This is a genomic window from Streptomyces sp. TRM64462 (assembly GCF_013362995.1).
Taxonomy (GTDB): Bacteria; Actinomycetota; Actinomycetes; order Streptomycetales; family Streptomycetaceae; genus Streptomyces.
Genome location: NZ_JABWDV010000376.1, coordinates 18,789 through 35,913 on the forward strand (window position 1 = coordinate 18,789; position 17,125 = coordinate 35,913).

Annotated in this window: 16 protein-coding genes, 2 pseudogenes and 1 riboswitch; of the genes and pseudogenes, 10 read left to right on the forward strand and 8 right to left on the reverse strand. The window is 74.1% G+C overall.

Annotation, left to right across the window (positions count from 1 at the left end):
- Positions 1 to 34: 34 nt before the first annotated feature.
- From HTZ82_RS21260 to HTZ82_RS21275, 4 genes and pseudogenes are all read right to left on the reverse strand, one after another.
- A pseudogene (locus tag HTZ82_RS21260) lies at positions 35 to 1,675 on the reverse strand (cobyric acid synthase).
- Positions 1,672 to 2,631, reverse strand: coding sequence for a cobalamin biosynthesis protein (locus HTZ82_RS21265; protein WP_217624402.1), 960 nt, complete (start codon positions 2,629 to 2,631; stop codon positions 1,672 to 1,674). The pseudogene HTZ82_RS21260 and the gene HTZ82_RS21265 overlap by 4 nt, the downstream one beginning before the upstream one ends.
- A gap of 127 nt (positions 2,632 to 2,758) precedes the next feature.
- Positions 2,759 to 2,847: riboswitch (cobalamin riboswitch) on the reverse strand.
- A gap of 158 nt (positions 2,848 to 3,005) precedes the next feature.
- On the reverse strand, positions 3,006 to 3,227 hold the full coding sequence (locus HTZ82_RS21270; RefSeq protein ID WP_175411040.1) for a hypothetical protein: 222 nt from the start codon (positions 3,225 to 3,227) through the stop codon (positions 3,006 to 3,008).
- A gap of 18 nt (positions 3,228 to 3,245) precedes the next feature.
- Positions 3,246 to 4,523 carry an inorganic phosphate transporter gene (locus HTZ82_RS21275; protein ID WP_175411041.1) on the reverse strand — a complete coding sequence of 426 codons (1,278 nt, stop codon included), beginning with the start codon at positions 4,521 to 4,523 and terminating at the stop codon, positions 3,246 to 3,248.
- A 259-nt stretch (positions 4,524 to 4,782) separates the two neighbouring features.
- On the opposite strand from HTZ82_RS21275, the gene HTZ82_RS21280 reads away from it, so the two are divergent.
- Positions 4,783 to 5,910, forward strand: coding sequence for an alpha/beta fold hydrolase (locus tag HTZ82_RS21280; RefSeq protein ID WP_175411042.1), 1,128 nt, complete (start codon positions 4,783 to 4,785; stop codon positions 5,908 to 5,910).
- An 89-nt stretch (positions 5,911 to 5,999) separates the two neighbouring features.
- Entirely contained in the window at positions 6,000 to 7,412 is a 1,413-nt protein-coding gene (locus tag HTZ82_RS21285) for a hypothetical protein (protein WP_375540842.1), read from the forward strand.
- A 50-nt stretch (positions 7,413 to 7,462) separates the two neighbouring features.
- On the opposite strand, the pseudogene HTZ82_RS33120 reads toward HTZ82_RS21285, so the two are convergent.
- Together HTZ82_RS33120 and HTZ82_RS21295 are read right to left on the reverse strand one after the other, a co-directional pair.
- Positions 7,463 to 7,785: pseudogene (locus HTZ82_RS33120) on the reverse strand (VOC family protein); the annotation flags it as partial.
- Positions 7,752 to 8,660, reverse strand: a complete 909-nt coding sequence (locus HTZ82_RS21295; protein ID WP_175411043.1) for a neutral zinc metallopeptidase — start codon at positions 8,658 to 8,660, stop codon at positions 7,752 to 7,754. The gene HTZ82_RS21295 and the pseudogene HTZ82_RS33120, both read right to left, overlap by 34 nt.
- 259 nt (positions 8,661 to 8,919) lie before the next feature.
- Between HTZ82_RS21295 and HTZ82_RS21300 the strand changes: the two genes are divergently transcribed.
- From HTZ82_RS21300 to amaP, 8 genes are all read left to right on the forward strand, one after another.
- A complete protein-coding gene (locus HTZ82_RS21300; protein ID WP_175411044.1) occupies positions 8,920 to 10,518 on the forward strand; it encodes an ABC-F family ATP-binding cassette domain-containing protein in 1,599 nt (532 codons plus the stop codon).
- Positions 10,519 to 10,848: 330 nt separating this feature from the next.
- The gene (locus HTZ82_RS21305; protein WP_016826854.1) at positions 10,849 to 11,070 is read left to right on the forward strand and encodes a helix-turn-helix domain-containing protein; all 222 of its coding nucleotides are present in this window, start codon (positions 10,849 to 10,851) and stop codon (positions 11,068 to 11,070) included.
- Between the two features lie 194 nt (positions 11,071 to 11,264).
- Positions 11,265 to 12,065: an enoyl-CoA hydratase/isomerase family protein gene (locus tag HTZ82_RS21310; protein WP_175411045.1), complete on the forward strand. Its 801-nt coding sequence runs from the start codon at positions 11,265 to 11,267 to the stop codon at positions 12,063 to 12,065.
- 97 nt (positions 12,066 to 12,162) lie between these two features.
- Positions 12,163 to 12,687: an Asp23/Gls24 family envelope stress response protein gene (locus tag HTZ82_RS21315; protein ID WP_175411046.1), complete on the forward strand. Its 525-nt coding sequence runs from the start codon at positions 12,163 to 12,165 to the stop codon at positions 12,685 to 12,687.
- 34 nt (positions 12,688 to 12,721) lie between these two features.
- Positions 12,722 to 12,931, forward strand: a complete 210-nt coding sequence (locus HTZ82_RS21320; RefSeq protein WP_175411047.1) for a hypothetical protein — start codon at positions 12,722 to 12,724, stop codon at positions 12,929 to 12,931.
- A gap of 5 nt (positions 12,932 to 12,936) precedes the next feature.
- Entirely contained in the window at positions 12,937 to 13,293 is a 357-nt protein-coding gene (locus HTZ82_RS21325) for an Asp23/Gls24 family envelope stress response protein (RefSeq protein WP_175411048.1), read from the forward strand.
- Between the two features lie 122 nt (positions 13,294 to 13,415).
- Positions 13,416 to 13,937, forward strand: a complete 522-nt coding sequence (locus HTZ82_RS21330; protein WP_375540843.1) for a DUF6286 domain-containing protein — start codon at positions 13,416 to 13,418, stop codon at positions 13,935 to 13,937.
- Complete coding sequence (gene amaP, locus HTZ82_RS21335) at positions 13,934 to 14,494, forward strand: alkaline shock response membrane anchor protein AmaP (RefSeq protein ID WP_175411050.1); 561 nt, start codon at positions 13,934 to 13,936, stop codon at positions 14,492 to 14,494. Before HTZ82_RS21330 ends, amaP begins: the two co-directional genes overlap by 4 nt.
- 47 nt (positions 14,495 to 14,541) lie before the next feature.
- Here amaP and HTZ82_RS21340 read toward each other — a convergent pair whose 3' ends face one another.
- Both HTZ82_RS21340 and HTZ82_RS21345 read right to left on the reverse strand, forming a co-directional pair.
- The gene (locus HTZ82_RS21340; protein ID WP_175411051.1) at positions 14,542 to 15,297 is read right to left on the reverse strand and encodes an SDR family oxidoreductase; all 756 of its coding nucleotides are present in this window, start codon (positions 15,295 to 15,297) and stop codon (positions 14,542 to 14,544) included.
- 4 nt (positions 15,298 to 15,301) lie between these two features.
- The gene (locus HTZ82_RS21345; protein ID WP_175411052.1) at positions 15,302 to 17,086 is read right to left on the reverse strand and encodes a glycoside hydrolase family 15 protein; all 1,785 of its coding nucleotides are present in this window, start codon (positions 17,084 to 17,086) and stop codon (positions 15,302 to 15,304) included.
- Positions 17,087 to 17,125: the final 39 nt, after the last annotated feature.

Sequence of the window (17,125 nt, forward strand, 5' to 3'; positions counted from 1 at the left end):
CCCCTTTCGAGGGAACTGCTGCGAGTGGGTACGTTTACACGGTCGCGACGAGCCACGATGGTCCCGTGGTCCCCGCCTTCGCGGGGGTGGTCCCGGCACTGCGAAGTCGACTGCCGTACGGGCTCTGTGGTCCCCGCGTGCGCGGGGGTGGTCCCGCCGGGGGTGCTCACGGCGCCCCCGGTGCGACGAACGGCAGCCCGCCCGGCGGGCCCGACTCGATGAGCTTCCACAGCGCGTCCGTGTCCGCGTGCTGCTCGATCAGGTCGCCCAGCCGGTCCAGCTGCTCCTCCCGCAGCGCGGCGAACGACGTGTCGGGCGCCGGGACGAACCGCCGCCCGGCGGCGCGGGCCACCTCCCGCAGGAACGCCCGCCGGAACCCGTCGCTCTCCAGCGACCCGTGCCAGTGCGTGCCCCACACCGCGCCGACGCGGCAGCCGTCCAGGAACGGCTCCCCGCCCCGTACGTCCGCGACGCCGTGGTGGATCTCGTACCCGTCCACGGGCTCGCCCAGAGCCTCACCGGACGGCCGCGCCAACGTCTTCTCGGCCGCGAACCGCACCCGCACCGGCAGCAGCCCCAGCGCCTCGACCTCCCCCGCCCGGGACTCGACCTCGTCCTCGATCCGCTCGCCCAGCGCCTGGAACCCGCCGCAGATGCCCAGCACCGGCCGCCCTTCGGCGGCGCGCCGCGCCAGCGCCTCCGCCAGCCCCCGCTCCCGCAGCCACGCCAGGGCCTTCACCGTGCCGCGCGTACCCGGTACGACCACCAGGTCGGCGTCGGCCAGCTCCTCCGGCCGGTCCACGAACCGCACCACGACCCCCGGTTCGGCGGCCAGCGCGTCCACGTCCGTGAAGTTCGACATCAGCGGCACGGCGCACACCGCGACCCGCAGGACGTCCTCACCCACCGGCGGGGCGACGACCGACTCCCGCACCGCGCCCCGCAAGGACACCCTCAGCCCGTCCTCCTCGTCGATGCCGAGCCCGTGCGCGTACGGCAGCACCCCGAAGGTCCGACGGCCCGTCAGGTCGTACAGCATGTCGAGTCCGGGCTCCAGCAGCGTCACGTCGCCCCGGAACTTGTTGACGAGATAGCCCGCCACCAGCTCCTGGTCCTCCGCCGCCAGCAGCGCCGTCGTGCCGAAGAACTGCGCGAACACCCCGCCCCGGTCGATGTCCCCGACCACGAGCACCGGGAAGCGCGCGGCCCGCGCGATGCCCATGTTGACGATGTCGTTGCGCCGCAGATTGATCTCGGCGGGGCTTCCGGCGCCCTCGCAGACCACCGCGTCGTGCGTGGCCCGCAGCTCCTCCAGGCACTCCACGACGGTGCCGAGCAGCGCCTGCTGCCGCCCGCCGTGGTAGCCGCGCGCGCTCAGCTCGCCCACGGGCTTGCCCATCAGCACGACCTGGCTGGTCCGGTCGCTGCCCGGCTTCAGCAGCACCGGGTTCATCAGCGCGGTCGGCTCGACGCGGGCGGCCTGCGCCTGCATGGCCTGCGCCCGCCCGATCTCGGCGCCCTCGCGCGTCACGAACGAGTTCAGGGACATGTTCTGCCCCTTGAACGGCGCGACCTTCACGCCCTGCCGTACCAGCCACCGGCAGATGCCGGCCGTCACGACGCTCTTGCCCGCGTCGGATGTGGTCCCCGCGACGAGCAGCCCCCCGCCCCTCATGCACGCCTCCGCTTCATGGCCCCGTACAGGAGCCTCCCGCCCACGCAGGCGGCCAGCGCCAGCCCGCTCACCCGGCGCGACAGCCGCACCGCCCGTTCGATGTCCGCCACCTCGACGGCCCGCCCCTCTCCGTTCAGGACCGGCCGGTGCTCGACCCGGCCCCCGTACGAGAGGGTGCCCCCGAGCCGTACGCCCAAGGCCCCGGCGAACGCCGCCTCCACCTGCCCGGCGTTGGGGCTCGGGTGCTTGCCCGCGTCGTTCCTCCAGGCCCGTACGGCTCCGCGCCGGTCACCGCCCGCGAGCACCGCGAGCCCGGCCGTGAGCCGCGCGCCGGGCCAGCCCGCCACGTCGTCGAGCCGCGCCGACGCCCAGCCGAACCGCCGGTACCGCGCGGACCTGTGCCCGACCATGGCGTCCAGGGTGTTGACGGCCCGGAACGCGACAAGACCCGGCACGCCCGCGGCCGCGCCCCACACCAGGGCGCCCACGACCGCGTCGGACGTGTTCTCGGCGACGGACTCCACGACGGCCCGCGCGATCCCGGGCCCGTCCAGGGACTGCGGGTCGCGCCCGCACAGATGCGGCAGCCGCTCCCGCGCCACGTCCAGGTCGCCGGCGGCCAACGCCCCGCCGATCGCCCGTGCCTCACGCCCCAGGGACGTGCCTCCGACGACGGCCCACACCGTGGCGGCGGTCAACGCGACGGACGCCGCGCCCCGGCCCCGTACGGCACGCGCGGCGAGCGCGGCAGCGGCCGCGGCGCCACCGGCGCACACGGCGGTGTGAAGCGCGCCCCAAGCGCGGTGGTCGCGCCACAACGCGCCCTCCACGGCACCGGCGGCCCGTCCGAAGGCGGCCACGGGATGACCCCGACGGGGATCGCCGAGCAGCAGATCACCGAGCAGCCCGGCGGTGGCGCCGTACGCGAACACGACTTCGCTACGCACAGCAGGCATCGGCTCAGCAGCCCGTCACACCTACCGGACCACGGGAACGTCTTGGCGTACGGGAAGAAAGGCAGCCGGGCATGGCGCAATGTCCTCACTCAGGGTCCGCGCCCTGGCTCGACGTGACCGGCGGCGAGAGTTCCTGGCTCCCGGGCCCCGCCGCACCTCGTGCGCGTGACCTGGTGACAGTGGCGGGACCGCGCCGGAATCGCACCGGCTTCCTCTCCTGCCGCCGTAACTGGCCCGGGAAGTCCACCACGGCCCGCGAAGGCCCGTCAACTCACTCTTGACCTGCGACGGAGCAGTGTGCCGAGCCCCACAGACACCGACTGGGCCGACCGTACCGGAAGGTACGGCCGGCCCAGTGGAGGACAGTGGCCCGCTCAGGCGACGATCAGATAGATCCCGTACGCGATGGCCGCGGCGCACAACGCGAAGCAGGCGTACGCGCCGGTGCGCGCCAGCACGGCGGAGCCGCCCTGCTGCGAGGCCTGCTCCTGCTTGGAGAGGCCGACCATGCCGAGGGTGAAGAGGGCGACGAGCGCGACGGTGGTGACGAGGCCCACGCCGAAGACGGAGCCGAGAGCTGCCCAGTCGATTTTCATGGTGATGCCGTTCTTTCCTTAGACCGTGGCCGTGGGCGCCGGTTCGGCGGCCGGGGCCGGGATGGTCGTCTTGAGGGCGTCGTCGTCCGTGTCCGCGGCGGCCGTGGCGACCGCGCCGGCGGGCGGCGGGGTGACGGCGGCGATGGCGGTGGTGACGACACCGGCGGGCTCGGCGTCGGAGGCCCGGGCCTCGTCCTCCACGTCGTTGACGTTGGCGTGATTGACGACCTGGCGGCGGGAGACGAACCAGATCGCGGTCGAGGAGCCGACGAGGAAGGCGGCGACGACGGCGATGCCCCAGTCACCCTGGCGGGCGACGAACTCGGCGAGCGCGGCCACGAGACCGGCGGCCGGCAGGGTCAGGCCCCAGGCGACGAACATGCGCGTCGCGGTGGACCAGCGGACCACACCGCCCTTGCGGCCGAGGCCCGCACCCATCACGGCGCCGGAGCAGACGTGGGTGGTGGAGAGCGAGAAGCCGAGGTGCGAGGAGGCGAGGATCACGGTCGCCGCGCCGGTCTGGGCGGCGAAGCCCTGCTGCGGCTGGAGGTCCGTGAGGCCCTTGCCCATGGTGCGGATGATGCGCCAGCCGCCCAGGTAGGTGCCGAGCGCGATCGCCACACCGGCCGAGACGATGACCCACACCGGCGGGTTGGAGCCGGGGGCGAGGGCGCCGCCGGCGACCAGGGCGAGGGTGATGATGCCCATGGTCTTCTGCGCGTCGTTGGTGCCGTGGGCGAGGGAGACGAGGCCCGCGGAGGCGATCTGGCCGGCCTTGTAGCCCTTGCCGCTGGTCTTCTCGTCGATGTTCGCGCCGATCCTGTACGTCGACCGGGCCGCGACCATGGAGGCGACACCCGCGACCAGCGGGGCCGCGACGGCCGGGATCAGCACCTTGGTGAGGACGACGCCGCCGTTGACGCCGCTGAAGCCGATGGAGGCGACCGTCGCGCCGATCAGACCGCCCATGAGGGCGTGGGAGGAGCTGGACGGAAGTCCGACGAGCCAGGTCAGAAGGTTCCAGAGGATCGCGCCGACCAGCGCGGCGAGGATGACCTCCGGTTGGATCCCTGTCTCGTCGACGAGCCCCTTGGAGATCGTCTTGGCGACCTCCACGGACAGGAACGCGCCCACCAGGTTCAGCACGGCGGACATGGCCACCGCGGCCTTGGGCTTCATCGCGCCGGTCGAGATGGTCGTGGCCATCGCGTTGGCGGTGTCATGGAAACCGTTTGTGAAATCGAACACGAGAGCTGTCACGACCACAATGGCGAGCAGCAGCGTGATGTGTTCCATTTACCCAGGCAATCGTTCGACGTCAGTAGCTCGCTGAACGTAGGCAACCTGGGTGAACGGAAGGTGAACTGGGTCCGTCGTCACGGTGTCTCCAACCGCGCCCACCCCGTTCCGGTTACGCCCAGCCCTTGTCCCAGGGCCCCACCATCCCCCGAACGAGATCCTCCTCACCCCGCCCGGATCATCCGCACGGCGGGAGCGTCACCCGGGGGTCGGCTGTTGGCTGGCAGGCCCGTGGGGGCCGGTCGACACTGGAACGGTGCGCACGGCTACAGCGGCGGCAACCGCCGTCACCACCGTCCTGGGTCTCGGCGCGGCCGCCGTCGCCGCGGGCCGCTACGCCAGCGACGCCGCGCTGAAGCCGCGCCCCGGCCGCCCCCTCCCCGGGGAGCCGCGCCTCACCGTGCACGCCACGGGCCCCGGCCGCGTCACCCTCACCCGCGGCCTCACCTCCCTCCGCCCCGGCGTGTACGGACTGGAGGGCCCCGGCGTCCACGCGGTGGTCGGCCCGGTGCTCGACGGGGTGCCGCACGCCCCGGACACCGTCGTACGGCGCCTGGAACGCGTCCACCACGGCATCCTCGACGCCGGCAGCCGCGTCCGCCTCACTCCGCAGCTGTACACCGGAACCCCCGCCTCCGCGCTCGGCCTCGCCCACGAGGACCTGGACGTGCCCGGCGAGCTCGGCACCCTCCCCGCCTGGCACGTGCCCGGCGCCCGCACCACCTGGGTGATCACCGTCCACGGCATCGGCACCACCCGGGAGCACGCGCTGAACGTGCTGGGCTTCCTCGCCGAGAACCGGCTCCCCGTCCTCGACATCAACTACCGCGGCGACCCCGGCGCCCCGCGCCCCGCCGACGGCCTGAGCCACCTCGGCGACTCCGAGTGGCGGGACCTCGACGCCGCCGTGCGGCACGCCGTCCGGCACGGCGCCCGGCGCGTCATCCTGTACGGCTGGTCCACCGGCGCGGCCATGGCCCTGCACGCCGCCGCGCACAGCGGGCTGCGGGACCGTATCGCCGGCCTGGTCCTGGACTCGCCGGTCCTCGACTGGGAGGCCACCCTCCGCTCCCTGGCCACGGCCCGCCGCGTCCCGTCCTCCCTGCTGCCACTGGCCGTACGGGCCGCGCAGGGCAGGACCGGCCTGCACGGCGACCGGCTCCGCGAGGCCGCTGACCCGGAGGCCCTGCGCGTCCCCACACTGGTCTTCCACGGCCCCGACGACCGCATCGCCCCCTGGGCCCCGTCCCGCGCCCTCGCCGCCCGCCGCCCCGGCCTCGTCACGCTCCACACCGTCCGGCACGCCCCGCACGCCGCCATGTGGAACGCCGACCCGGACCGCTACGAGGAGGCGCTGCGCCGCTTCCTCACCGCCCTCGTCTGACCCGGCCGGCACCTCCTTCCTGGCGCTTCGTCAGAGCGACCACGTCATTCCGTTTGGGCTTTCGGGCCGTCAGCGGGAAGACTGCCCCCGTGACGTCTCGAAAGCCTGATGAGCAACTGGCGCGCAACTCCGGACTCCGACTCGTCCGCCCCCGGTCGCTGGCGACGACCGCACGGCGGGCGGTGGCCGACCGGCGGACGAGGCCGGCGCCAAGGCCGCCGGAGGGCACGCCGCCGCGGACGGAACTGGCCCGTCAGGCCCGGCGCGTCCTGGCCGACGCCGTACGTGTCGCCCGCTGGGCCGCCGTCGACCGCGGCCCCGTCACCGCATCCGCCCCCGGCTCCGCGCAGGAACGGGCCGCAGCGGCACTGGACCTGACACCGGACCAGGTGCGCGCCGCCTGGGACCGCGCACGTCTCGCCGGTCTCGTCGAGCTGCACGGCGACACCGTCCGCCCCGGGTGGCGGCTGCGCGCCTGGGACCGCGACGACTCCGCGGCGCTGCGCGGCTGGGTCGCGCTCCTCGACGCCTGGTCGCTGGCCCACCCGGCCCCGCGCGACGCCGAGCCGGCGGCGGTCGCCGAAGTCGTGGAGGCCGTTCCGCAGGTCCTCTCCCTTCTCCAGCTCTCCGCGGGCCCCGTCCTCGTCCCGGCCCTGCTCGACCTGCTCCGGCAGCGGGTCGCGGAACTCCGCGAGGAACGCTGCGAGGTCCCGTACGACACCACAGAACAGGTCTCGACCCCGGCCGGCGCCGCCACCGCCGCCATCGCCGCCGGCCCGGACGGCCTGCCGCACCTGCTCGACTGGGCGCTCGAAGGCCTGGCCGCCGTCGGCGCCCTGACCCTCGGCGACGGGCAGGCCACCCTCACGCCGCTCGGCAACTGGGCGGTGTGGGTGAAGCTGGAGCAGATCTGCGTCGCCGCGCAGAGCCCGGCCGGCCACATCGAGCAGCCCGCCGAGGACATGCTGCGCGGCTGCGTACGTCTCACCCCCGGACCGGCCCGCGCCGAGTACCGTGCCTGGCTCGCCGCCCGCCCCGTGAACACCGCGGTCGCCGAGCTGCTCGCGGTCGCCCGCGGCGACGACGCCCTGCTGCGGGGCCTCGCGTTCGAGGCGCTGCGCGTGGTCGGCGCCGCCGCCGAGGCCGACGTACGGGCGGTCGTCGACGAGCCGGCCCTGCGCCCGTACGCCCTGCTCTGGCTGGCCGAGCACGAGGGCGCCGACGCCGACGAGGCACCCGACGTGCTGACCCGCGAGGAGGCCACCTGGCTCTGGGTCGACACGGCCGCGGCGGTCGTCGACCACGGCGAGAGCGACCTGCTCGTGCGCCACCTGGAGTCCGCCGTGCAGGGCACCGTCCCGGCCCTGCTCGACGAGGTGCGCGCGGTGGGCCACCCCCGCACGGTCCAGGTCCTGGTGGCCCTGGCCGCCGCCCACCCGGACCCGGCCCTGGCCAAAGCCGTACGCCGCGCCGCCTTCCAGGTCCACACGGGCGGCGCCTGACCACCCGCCTCCCACGGAAGCCGCCCGCCCCGCGCCCGCCCCGCCCGATCACCCCGCGGCCCCGGGGCGTACGTGCCGAAGCTCCACACGTTGCCCTCGGCGTCGCGCGCCATGGAGGCGCGGGAGCCGTACCCCTGGCACGTCGGGGGCATCAGGATCTCGACGTCCTGTTCCAGGGCCCGGGCGTGGTGGGCTCCGTGTCGTCCACGACGACGTACACGCCGACCGGGCCCGCGTCGGCCATCGCCTCGGCCATCGCCTCGGCCATCGCCTCGGCGAAGACGGCATCGCCGCCCCTGGTGCCGCCACTGACAACGCCCGTCGTCCACCGCCCCCCGGTCACCGGAACGTGTCGCACCGCGCCGCGTCCCCCGTGCGGTAGCCCCGCGCGAACCACTGGCGGCGCTGCTCGGCCGACCCGTGCGTCCACGTCTCCGGGGTCACCCGCCCCTGGAACCGCTCCTGGATCCGGTCGTCGCCCACCGCCGCCGCGGCGTCCAGCGCGTCCCGCAGGTCCCGCTCGGTCACCTCCGCCGGCACCGGCCGCCCCGTCCGCCCGTCCGGCGTCCGCGTCGCGTGCCTCGCCCACACGCCCGCGTAGCAGTCGGCCTGCAGCTCCACGCGCACCGCGCCGCTCCCCGCCCCCGGCTGGCCGTCCCGCGCCCGGCTCAGCGTGCCCGTCAGGTTCTGCACATGGTGCCCGTACTCGTGCGCCACCACGTACGCCTGCGCGAACGGCCCGCCCGACGCCCCGAACCGGCTCCGCAGCTCCCCGAAGAACCCCAGGTCCAGGTACACCTGCCGGTCGCCGGGGCAGTAGAACGGCCCCACCGCCGACGTCGCCGCCCCGCACGCCGTTCCGACCCGCCCGCTGAACAGCACTGTCCGCGCGTCCGTGTACGTCTCGCCCCGCCGCGCGAACTCCGCCCGCCAGTAGTCCTGCACGCTGTTGACCACCGCCACGATCCGGCAGTCGTCCCGCGTGTTCGCCGCCGCGCCCTTCCGGCACGCGTCGCCGACCTCGCCCGCCGCCGACGCACCGACCGCCGACGCACCCACCGCCGGGTCCGAGGCGCCGTCCTCCGTCAGCCCGAGCTGCTCGGGCCCGACCCCGAAGAACACCGCCAGCAGCAGCGCGATCAGCCCCGCGACCCCGCCGCCCACCGTCGCCCGGCCTCCCGGGACGCGGCTGCCGCGCACGTCCCGTACCTCCGAGGGGTCCAGGTCCGCGTCCTCGTCGAACCGCATACGCGGGCACCACCCTCCGTCGGACGTCCGTACGCCACGGTCCTGCGCCGAGTATCGGCAGCGGCGCCAGGAGGTGCCCCTTTTGCGCATCCGGCTGTGCAACCGGCTGCGCATCCGGCCGGTGTGCGCGCAGCACCGAAAAAGCAGTTGCATACGCCCGTTAGACTGGCCGCATGGCCATTCTCCCCGTGCATTAGACGGTGTCGAAGTCACCGCAGCCGCTGTTCTTCCGCCGTCCCCCCTGCCCTGGAGTCTGTCCGTGATCACCGCCACCGGCATCGAGCTGCGCGCCGGCGCCCGCGTCCTCATCGAGTCCGCTTCGTTCCGTATCGCCAAGGGCGACCGCATCGGCCTGGTCGGCCGCAACGGCGCCGGCAAGACCACCCTCACCAAGTGCCTGGCCGGCGAGGGCATGCCCGCCGCCGGCACCATCAGCCGCTCCGGAGAGGTCGGCTACCTCCCGCAGGACCCGCGCACCGGCGACCTCGACGTGCTCGCCCGCGACCGCATCCTGTCCGCCCGCGGCCTCGACGTCCTGATCCGCAAGATGCGGCAGAACGAGGAGCGCATCGCCACCGGCAAGGGCTCCACCCGCGAGAAGGCCCTCAAGCAGTACGAGCGCCAGGAGACCGAGTTCCTCACCAAGGGCGGGTACGCCGCCGAGGCCGAGGCCTCCACCATCGCCGCCGCCCTCGGTCTGCCCGACCGGGTGCTCGGCCAGCCGCTGCACACCCTGTCCGGCGGTCAGCGCCGCCGTATCGAGCTGGCCCGCATCCTCTTCTCGGACGCCGACACGCTCCTCCTCGACGAGCCGACGAACCACCTCGACGCCGACTCGATCACCTGGCTGCGCGACTACCTCAAGACGTACCGGGGCGGCTTCGTCGTCATCTCCCACGACGTCGACCTCGTCGAGACGGTCGTCAACAAGGTCTTCTACCTGGACGCCAACCGGTCCGTCATCGACATCTACAACATGGGCTGGAAGCTCTACCAGCGCCAGCGCGAGGACGACGAGAAGCGCCGCCGCCGCGAGCGGCAGAACGCCGAGAAGAAGGCCGCCGCCCTCAACGCGCAGGCCGACAAGATGCGCGCCAAGGCCACCAAGACGGTCGCCGCGCAGAACATGGCCCGCCGCGCCGAGAAGCTCCTCTCGGGCCTGGAGGAGGTGCGGCAGTCCGACAAGGTCGCCAAGCTGCGCTTCCCCGAGCCCTCGCCCTGCGGCAAGACCCCGCTCACGGCCGAGAGCCTGTCCAAGTCGTACGGCTCGCTGGAGATCTTCACCGACGTCAGCCTGGCCATCGACAAGGGCTCCCGCGTCGTCATCCTCGGTCTCAACGGCGCCGGCAAGACCACGCTGCTGCGGCTGCTGGCCGGCGTCGAGAAGCCCGACACCGGGCAGGTCACCCCGGGCCACGGCCTCAAGCTCGGCTACTACGCGCAGGAGCACGAGACCCTCGACCCGGACCGCACGGTCCTGGAGAACATGCGGTCCGCCGCGCCCGACCTCGACCTCGTCGAGGTCCGCAAGGTGCTGGGCTCGTTCCTCTTCTCCGGCGACGACGTCGACAAGCCCGCGGGTGTGCTGTCCGGCGGTGAGAAGACCCGGCTGGCCCTGGCCACCCTGGTCGTCTCCTCCGCCAACGTCCTCCTCCTGGACGAGCCCACCAACAACCTCGACCCGGCCAGCCGCGAGGAGATCCTCGGCGCGCTGCGCACCTACAAGGGCGCGGTCGTGCTGGTCACGCACGACGAGGGCGCCGTCGACGCCCTCCAGCCGGAGCGGATCATCCTCCTCCCGGACGGTGTCGAGGACCTGTGGGGCGCCGACTACGCGGACCTCGTGGCGCTCGCCTGACCCCACAGGCACCGCCAGGGCCTTCACTGATCGTCTCCGTATGGATCATTCGGCTTAGCCGTGATCCTTCATCTGAGTGAGGCGATCTCATATCGCGGCGTGGCATCCGGCAGATTTTCCGTCGCCGGGGCCGCGCCGCGCGTTTCTTTACGGCGCCCCGCTGACCTGGTACTTCGCCGCCGGGCTCGCGGCGTGTCCGGGATATCGGCCGGGGCGGCGGCCGCCGAAGGCCGAAACCTTGTGGCACGGACCTTGTCGAATGGCTGGCCATGTGGCCCCGGAGGGGTGATCATGAGAAGTCCAGAGCGCACTTCCCATGAGGAGGCACGGGTGGCCGAGACTCTGAAGAAGGGCAGCCGGGTGACCGGCGCCGCGCGCGACAAGCTCGCGGCAGACCTGAAGAAGAAGTACGACGCCGGTGCGAGCATCCGGGCCCTGGCCGAGGAGACCGGCCGGTCCTACGGATTCGTGCACCGGATGCTCAGTGAATCCGGAGTCACGCTGCGTGGACGCGGCGGAGCGACGCGAGGCAAGAAGGCCCCCACGGCCTGATCCGAGCGCGGCTCGTACGGCGCCCACCGGTTCCGGCAGGGACCGCCCGGTCGAACCCGACGGTTCGTCCGGCGACCGTTCGATCCTGACGGTCGACCGGGTGGTTACTGTGCAGTAATTTGTCGTCCGACACACAGTCGGCACGGCCGGCCGGTCACGGCCTGCTGCACGCTGCACCGGAACCGGAGGCCCGCATGACCTCGCTCGACCCCACTCGCGTCGTACTCGACAAGGACGGTGTACGGCTCACCGTCGAGGACGCCGTCGCCACGGTGACCCTCGCCAACCCGGACAGGCGCAACGCCCAGTCGCCCGCCATGTGGCGGGCCCTGGTGGAGGCGGGGCGGCTGCTTCCGGGCAGCGTGCGGGTGGTCGTGCTGCGCGGTGAGGGCAAGTCCTTCTCCGCGGGCCTCGACCGGCAGGCCTTCACGCCCGAGGGCTTCGACGGCGAGCCGTCGTTCCTCGACCTGGCGCGCGGCTCCGACGAGGCGCTCGACGCCGTCATCGCCGAGTACCAGGAGGCGTTCACCTGGTGGCGCCGCAACGACATCGTGTCGGTCGCGGCCGTCCAGGGGCATGCCATCGGTGCCGGCTTCCAGCTCGCCCTCGCCTGCGACCTGCGGGTCGCCGCGCAGGACGCGCAGTTCGCCATGCGCGAGACCAGCCTGGGTCTCGTCCCCGACCTCACCGGTACGCATCCGCTCGTCGGCGCCGTCGGCTACGCCCGCGCGCTGGAGATCTGCGCCACCGGCCGCTTCGTCCACGCCGACGAGGCCGAGCGCATCGGGCTGGCCAACCTCGTCGTGCCCCTCGACGAGCTCGACAGCGCCGTGCGCGACCTCGCCGCCGCGCTGCTCGCCGCCCCCCGCGACGCCGTCATCGAGACCAAGGCCCTGCTGCGCGGCGCGGCGGACCGTACGTACGACGAGCAGCGCGTCGCCGAGCGCGCCGCCCAGGCCCGCCGTCTGCGCGACCTCGCAGGCCTCGCGGACTGAGCCCCCCCGGGTGAGCCGCTGTCCAGGAGCGTGCGTACTGCCGTGCGCTTAGTGTGGTCAACGGACTCCACACCCGTACGAAAGGGATGGAACCGTGATGCCCGAGACCCCTCAGCCGGCGCCAGGCGCCGGTGACGGCGGCGGCCGCCCGGCCGAGCGGGGCCGTACGACCGTCACCGAGGGCGTGGTGGAGAAGGTCGCCGGGCTCGCCGCCCGTGACGTCGTCGGCGTCCACGCGCTGGGCAGCGGGCTGTCCCGTACGTTCGGCGCCGTGCGCGACCGGGTGCCGGGCGGCGCGCGGGCCGGCGCGGGGCGCGGCGTGAAGGCCGAGGTCGGTGAGGTGCAGACGGCGCTCGACCTGGAGATCGTCGTCGACTACGGGGTCTCGATCGCGGACGTCGCACGGGCCGTACGGGAGAACGTGATCGCCGCGGTGGAGCGGATGACCGGTCTGGAGGTCGTCGAGGTCAACATCGCCGTCATGGACGTGAAGCTGCCCGACGAGGACGACGGCGACGGCGACGACCGCGACGGCGACGGCTACGACGAGGACGGCCAGGATCTGGAGGGGGACGAGTACGGGGGCGAGGGCTCGGGCGGGCCGGGGCCACGGCTCCGGTAGCGGCGTCCCTGTCCCGCCCGGTGAGGAGCGCACCATGAGCATGGCGCCGACCGGCCTGCTGGCCGGCATGGGCCTCGGGTTCGCCGGGTACTTCGGCGGCTTCGCGGCGTTTCTGCTGGTCGCCGCCCTGGGAGCGATCGGGTTCGTGGCCGGCCGGATCGCCGACGGCGACCTCGAACCCGGCGACCTGCTCCGCCTCCGCGACCGCGACGACCGCGGCGACCGCGGCGGCCGGCGGCGGTGACGGCCGTGCCCGACGCGCGGGGCGCGGACCGGGTCCCGGCGGCGGACCGCGGGGCGACGACGATCGCGGACCGCGTCCTGGCCAAGATCGCGTCCCGCGCCGCCGACGAGGCCCTGACCGCCCAAGGAGGCGTCCCGGAGGCCGCACGGGCCCCGCGCGCGACGGTCGTGAAGCACCACGACAGGGCGCACGTCCGCGTGGTGCTGGAACTGGCGTACCCCTCCGACATCGGCGCCCGCTGTGCCGCCGTCCGCCAGTGGGTGACGTGGCGGCTCCAGGAACTGACCGGCCAGACCGTGCCGGACGTGGCCGTCCACGTGGAACGCCTCCACCCCACGCACCGCCACGGAGCCCCCCGATGACAGCCCCCCGTCCCCCGGAGCCAGGCCCACCCGGCCCGCCCGAGCCGCCGCAGCCGCCGCAGCCGGGAGAGCCGCCGCAGCCCGGGGAGCCGGGGTCCGCCCGACCACATCGGTTCTGGGCCGTGCGGCGGAGGGCCGCCGCGGTGGTCGCGGTGGTCGTGGTGGCCGGGGCGGGCCTGGTGCTCTACGACGTCGCCGCGGTGCGGGCGGACCGGCCCGCCATGCGGTGGCGGCGGGCGCTCGCGGACGAGCTGGCGGTGCGGACGCTCGACGACCCCTGGGTGCTGGCCGGTGCCGCCGTCGCCGTCGTGCTCGGTGTGGGGCTGCTGGTGCTGGCGGTGACGCCGGGGCTGCGCCGTGTGCTGCCGATGCGGAACGGCGGCGCGTCCGTCAGGGCGGGGCTGCACCGGGACGCCGTGGCGCTGGTGCTGCGGGACCGTGCCCTCGACGTGCCGGGCGTCCGCGACGCGCGCGTACGGGCGAGGCACGCCGCGGTCACCGTACGGGCCGAGTCCCACTTCCGGGATCTCGACGACGTGCGGCGCGACCTGGAGGCGGCGCTGGCGGAAGGCGTCGCGGAGCTGGGCCTGGCCCGGCCGCCGCATGTGTCCGTGCAGGTGACCAGGCCCGGCCGGAGGGGGTGAGCGGCGTGCTGCGGAGCGTCAACCGGGTCCTGATCGGGCTCACCGGGCTGGTTCTGCTGGGCCTCGGCGGCAGTGTGCTCGCGGGCGCGCTGTGGGCGGACCCCGGCACCGTGCTGCTCAGCGCGTCCGCGCGGCAGCGGTGGCGGGACCAGGCGTGGTGGTGGCCGGTCGTCCTGGGCGGCCTCGCCGTGCTGGTCCTGCTGGCGCTGGGCTGGCTGGTCGCCCAGTTCCGACGCCCCCGGCCGGCCGAGGTGCTGGTCGACACGCGGGACGGGGACGGTGCGACGCTGCGCGGCCGGGCCCTGGAGGCGGTCATGGAGGAGGCGGCCGAGGCCGTGGAGGGCGTCGCCCGCGCCCGCGTGCGGGTGACCGGGGCGGGCGACGCCCCCGTGGCGTACGTCTCCGTGCTGCTGGAGCCGGAGGCCTCGCCCGACGCGGTCATCGCCGGGCTCACGCACGGCGTCCTGGCCCGTGCCCGCGAGGCCACGGGCCTGCCCGAGCTTCCGGCGGAGGTCCAGCTCAGGGCCGCGTCACGCCGCCCGCGCCGCGTGGCGTGACGTTGGCGCGGCTTGGCGCCGCGCGGCGGGAGCGCCCGTACGAGGGCTCAGAAGCCGTGCAGCGCGCCGCCGTCGACCGGCAGCATCACGCCCGTCAGATACGACGCCGCCGGCGACAGCACGAACGCGGCCGTGCGGCCGAACTCCTCCGGCGTGCCGTAGCGGCGCAGCGGGATGCGGGACTCGGCGGCCGCGCGGGCCGCCGCCGGGTCGCCCGACAGGGCGTCGATCTCCCGCAGCCGGTCCGTGTCGATACGGCCCGGGACCAGGCCGACCACGCGGATGCCGCTGGGCCCGACCTCGTTGGCGAGCGACTTGGCGAAGCCCGCGAGGCCGGGGCGCAGACCGTTGGAGATGGTCAGGCCCGCGATCGGCTCGTACACCGAGCTGGACAGGACGAAGCCGATGACACCGCCCTCCGTCAGCGTGGCCGCCGCCGCCCGCGCCATGCGCACCGCGCCCATGAACACCGAGTCGAACGCCGCCTGCCACTGCTCGTCCGTGGTGTCAGCGGCGTAGCCGGGTGCCGGCCCGCCCACGCTGATCAGCACGCCGTCGAAGCCGCCGAACTGGGAGCGGGCCGTGGCGATCAGCGCTTCGGGCGCCGCCGGATCGGCGTTGTCCGCGGCCACGCCGACCGCGCTCGGGCCCAGCTCGGTGGCCGCGTCGGTCACCGCCTTCTCGTCACGCGCCGAGACGACGACCTTCGCGCCCTCCGCCACGAGGGCCTTCGCCACACCGTGGCCGATGCCCCGCGACGCGCCCGTCACGACGTACACACGGTCCTTCAGTCCAAGATCCATGGGCCTATCCTGCCGTCTCCTCCCGCGCCAGCGCGAGAGCCGTCACCACGAGCGCGACATGGCTGAACGCCTGCGGGAAGTTGCCGAGCTGCCGCCGCGCCGCCGGGTCGTACTCCTCCGCCAGCAGCCCCACGTCGTTGCGGAGCTCCAGCAGCCGCCCGAACAGCTCCCGTGCCTCCGCGACCCGGCCCGTCATGCGCAGCGCGTCCACCATCCAGAACGAGCACGCGAGAAACGTTCCTTCCCCGCCGGGCAGCCCGTCCACGGAGATGCCGTCCGTGCTGTACCGGCGGATGAACCCGTCCTGCCCCAGCTCCCGCCCCACCGCCGCCACCGTTCCCGCCACCCGCGGATCGTCCGGCGGCAGGAAGCCGACCCGGGGGATCAGCAGCGCCGCGGCGTCCAGGTCCACCGAGCCGTACGACTGCGTGAACGTGTTCCGTGCCGGGTCGTAGCCCCGCTCGCAGACCTCCCGGTGCACCTCGTCCCGCATCACCCGCCACCGCGCCACGTCCCCCGGCAGCTCCGGACTGCGCTCCAGTGTCTTCACGGCCCGGTCGGCGGCGGCCCACGCCATGACCTTCGAGTGCACGAACTGGCGGCGCGGCCCGCGCACCTCCCACAGCCCCTCGTCCGGCTGACGCCATGTCGACTCCAGGAACCCCAGCAGGCTCAGTTGCAGCGCCCACGCGTGTTCCGCGGGCGGCATCCCCGCCTCCCGCGCCAGGTACAGCGTGTCCAGGACCTCGCCGTACACGTCGAGCTGGAGCTGGTCCACGGCCGCGTTGCCGATCCGCACCGGTCGCGCGCCACCGTAGCCGCGCAGCCACGGCACCTCCATCTCCGGCAGCCGGCGCTCGCCCGCCAGCCCGTACATGATCTGGAGGTCCGCCGGGTCGCCCGCGACCGCGCGCAGCAGCCAGTCACGCCAGGCCGCCGCCTCTTCCCGGTACCCGGCGGCGAGCAGCGCCCGCAGCGTCAGCGTCGAGTCGCGCAGCCAGCAGTGCCGGTAGTCCCAGTTCCGTACGCCGCCGATCTCCTCGGGCAGGGACGTGGTCGGCGCGGCGACGATCCCGCCGGTCGGCGCGTACGTCAGGGCCTTCAGGGTGATCAGCGACCGGATCACCGCCTCGCGGTACGGACCCTCGTACGTGCAGCGCGACGACCAGCTCTTCCAGTCCTCCAGAGTGTGCTCCAGGGCCTCCTGCGGGTCCACGAAGGACGGGCACGCCTCGTGCGAGGGGTGCCAGGTCAGACAGAACGACACGGTGTCCCCGGCGCCGACCGTGAACGACGAGCAGGTGCTGTACTGCTGACCCCACGTCTTGACCCGCGGCCGGGTGCGCAGCCACACGGAGTCCGGTCCCGCGACCGCGACGCGGTGGCCGTCCTGGCGCCGCATCCACGGCACGATCGACCCGTAGTCGAAGCGCAGCCGCAGCACGGACGACATCTCGACCCGGCCCGTCACCCCCTCGACGACCCGCATGAGGTCGGGGGCGCGGTCGCGCTGCGGCATGAAGTCGAGGACACGGACCGTGCCGGTACGGGTCTCCCACACGGACTCCAGGACCAGCGACTCACCCAGATAGCCGCGCCGGGCGCAGGTGCGCGCGCCCGCGGGCGCGATCCGCCAGTGGCCGTTGTTCTCGTCGCCCAGCAGCGCGGCGAAGCAGGCACCCGAGTCGAACCGCGGCAGGCAGAGCCAGTCGACCGAACCGTCCCTGCCCACCAGCGCGGCGGTCTGCAGATCGCCGATGAGGGCATAGTCCTCGATACGTTGGGTCACGCTCTGGCGTGTTCCCGCCCGGGAGAAGCGCCAATCAGC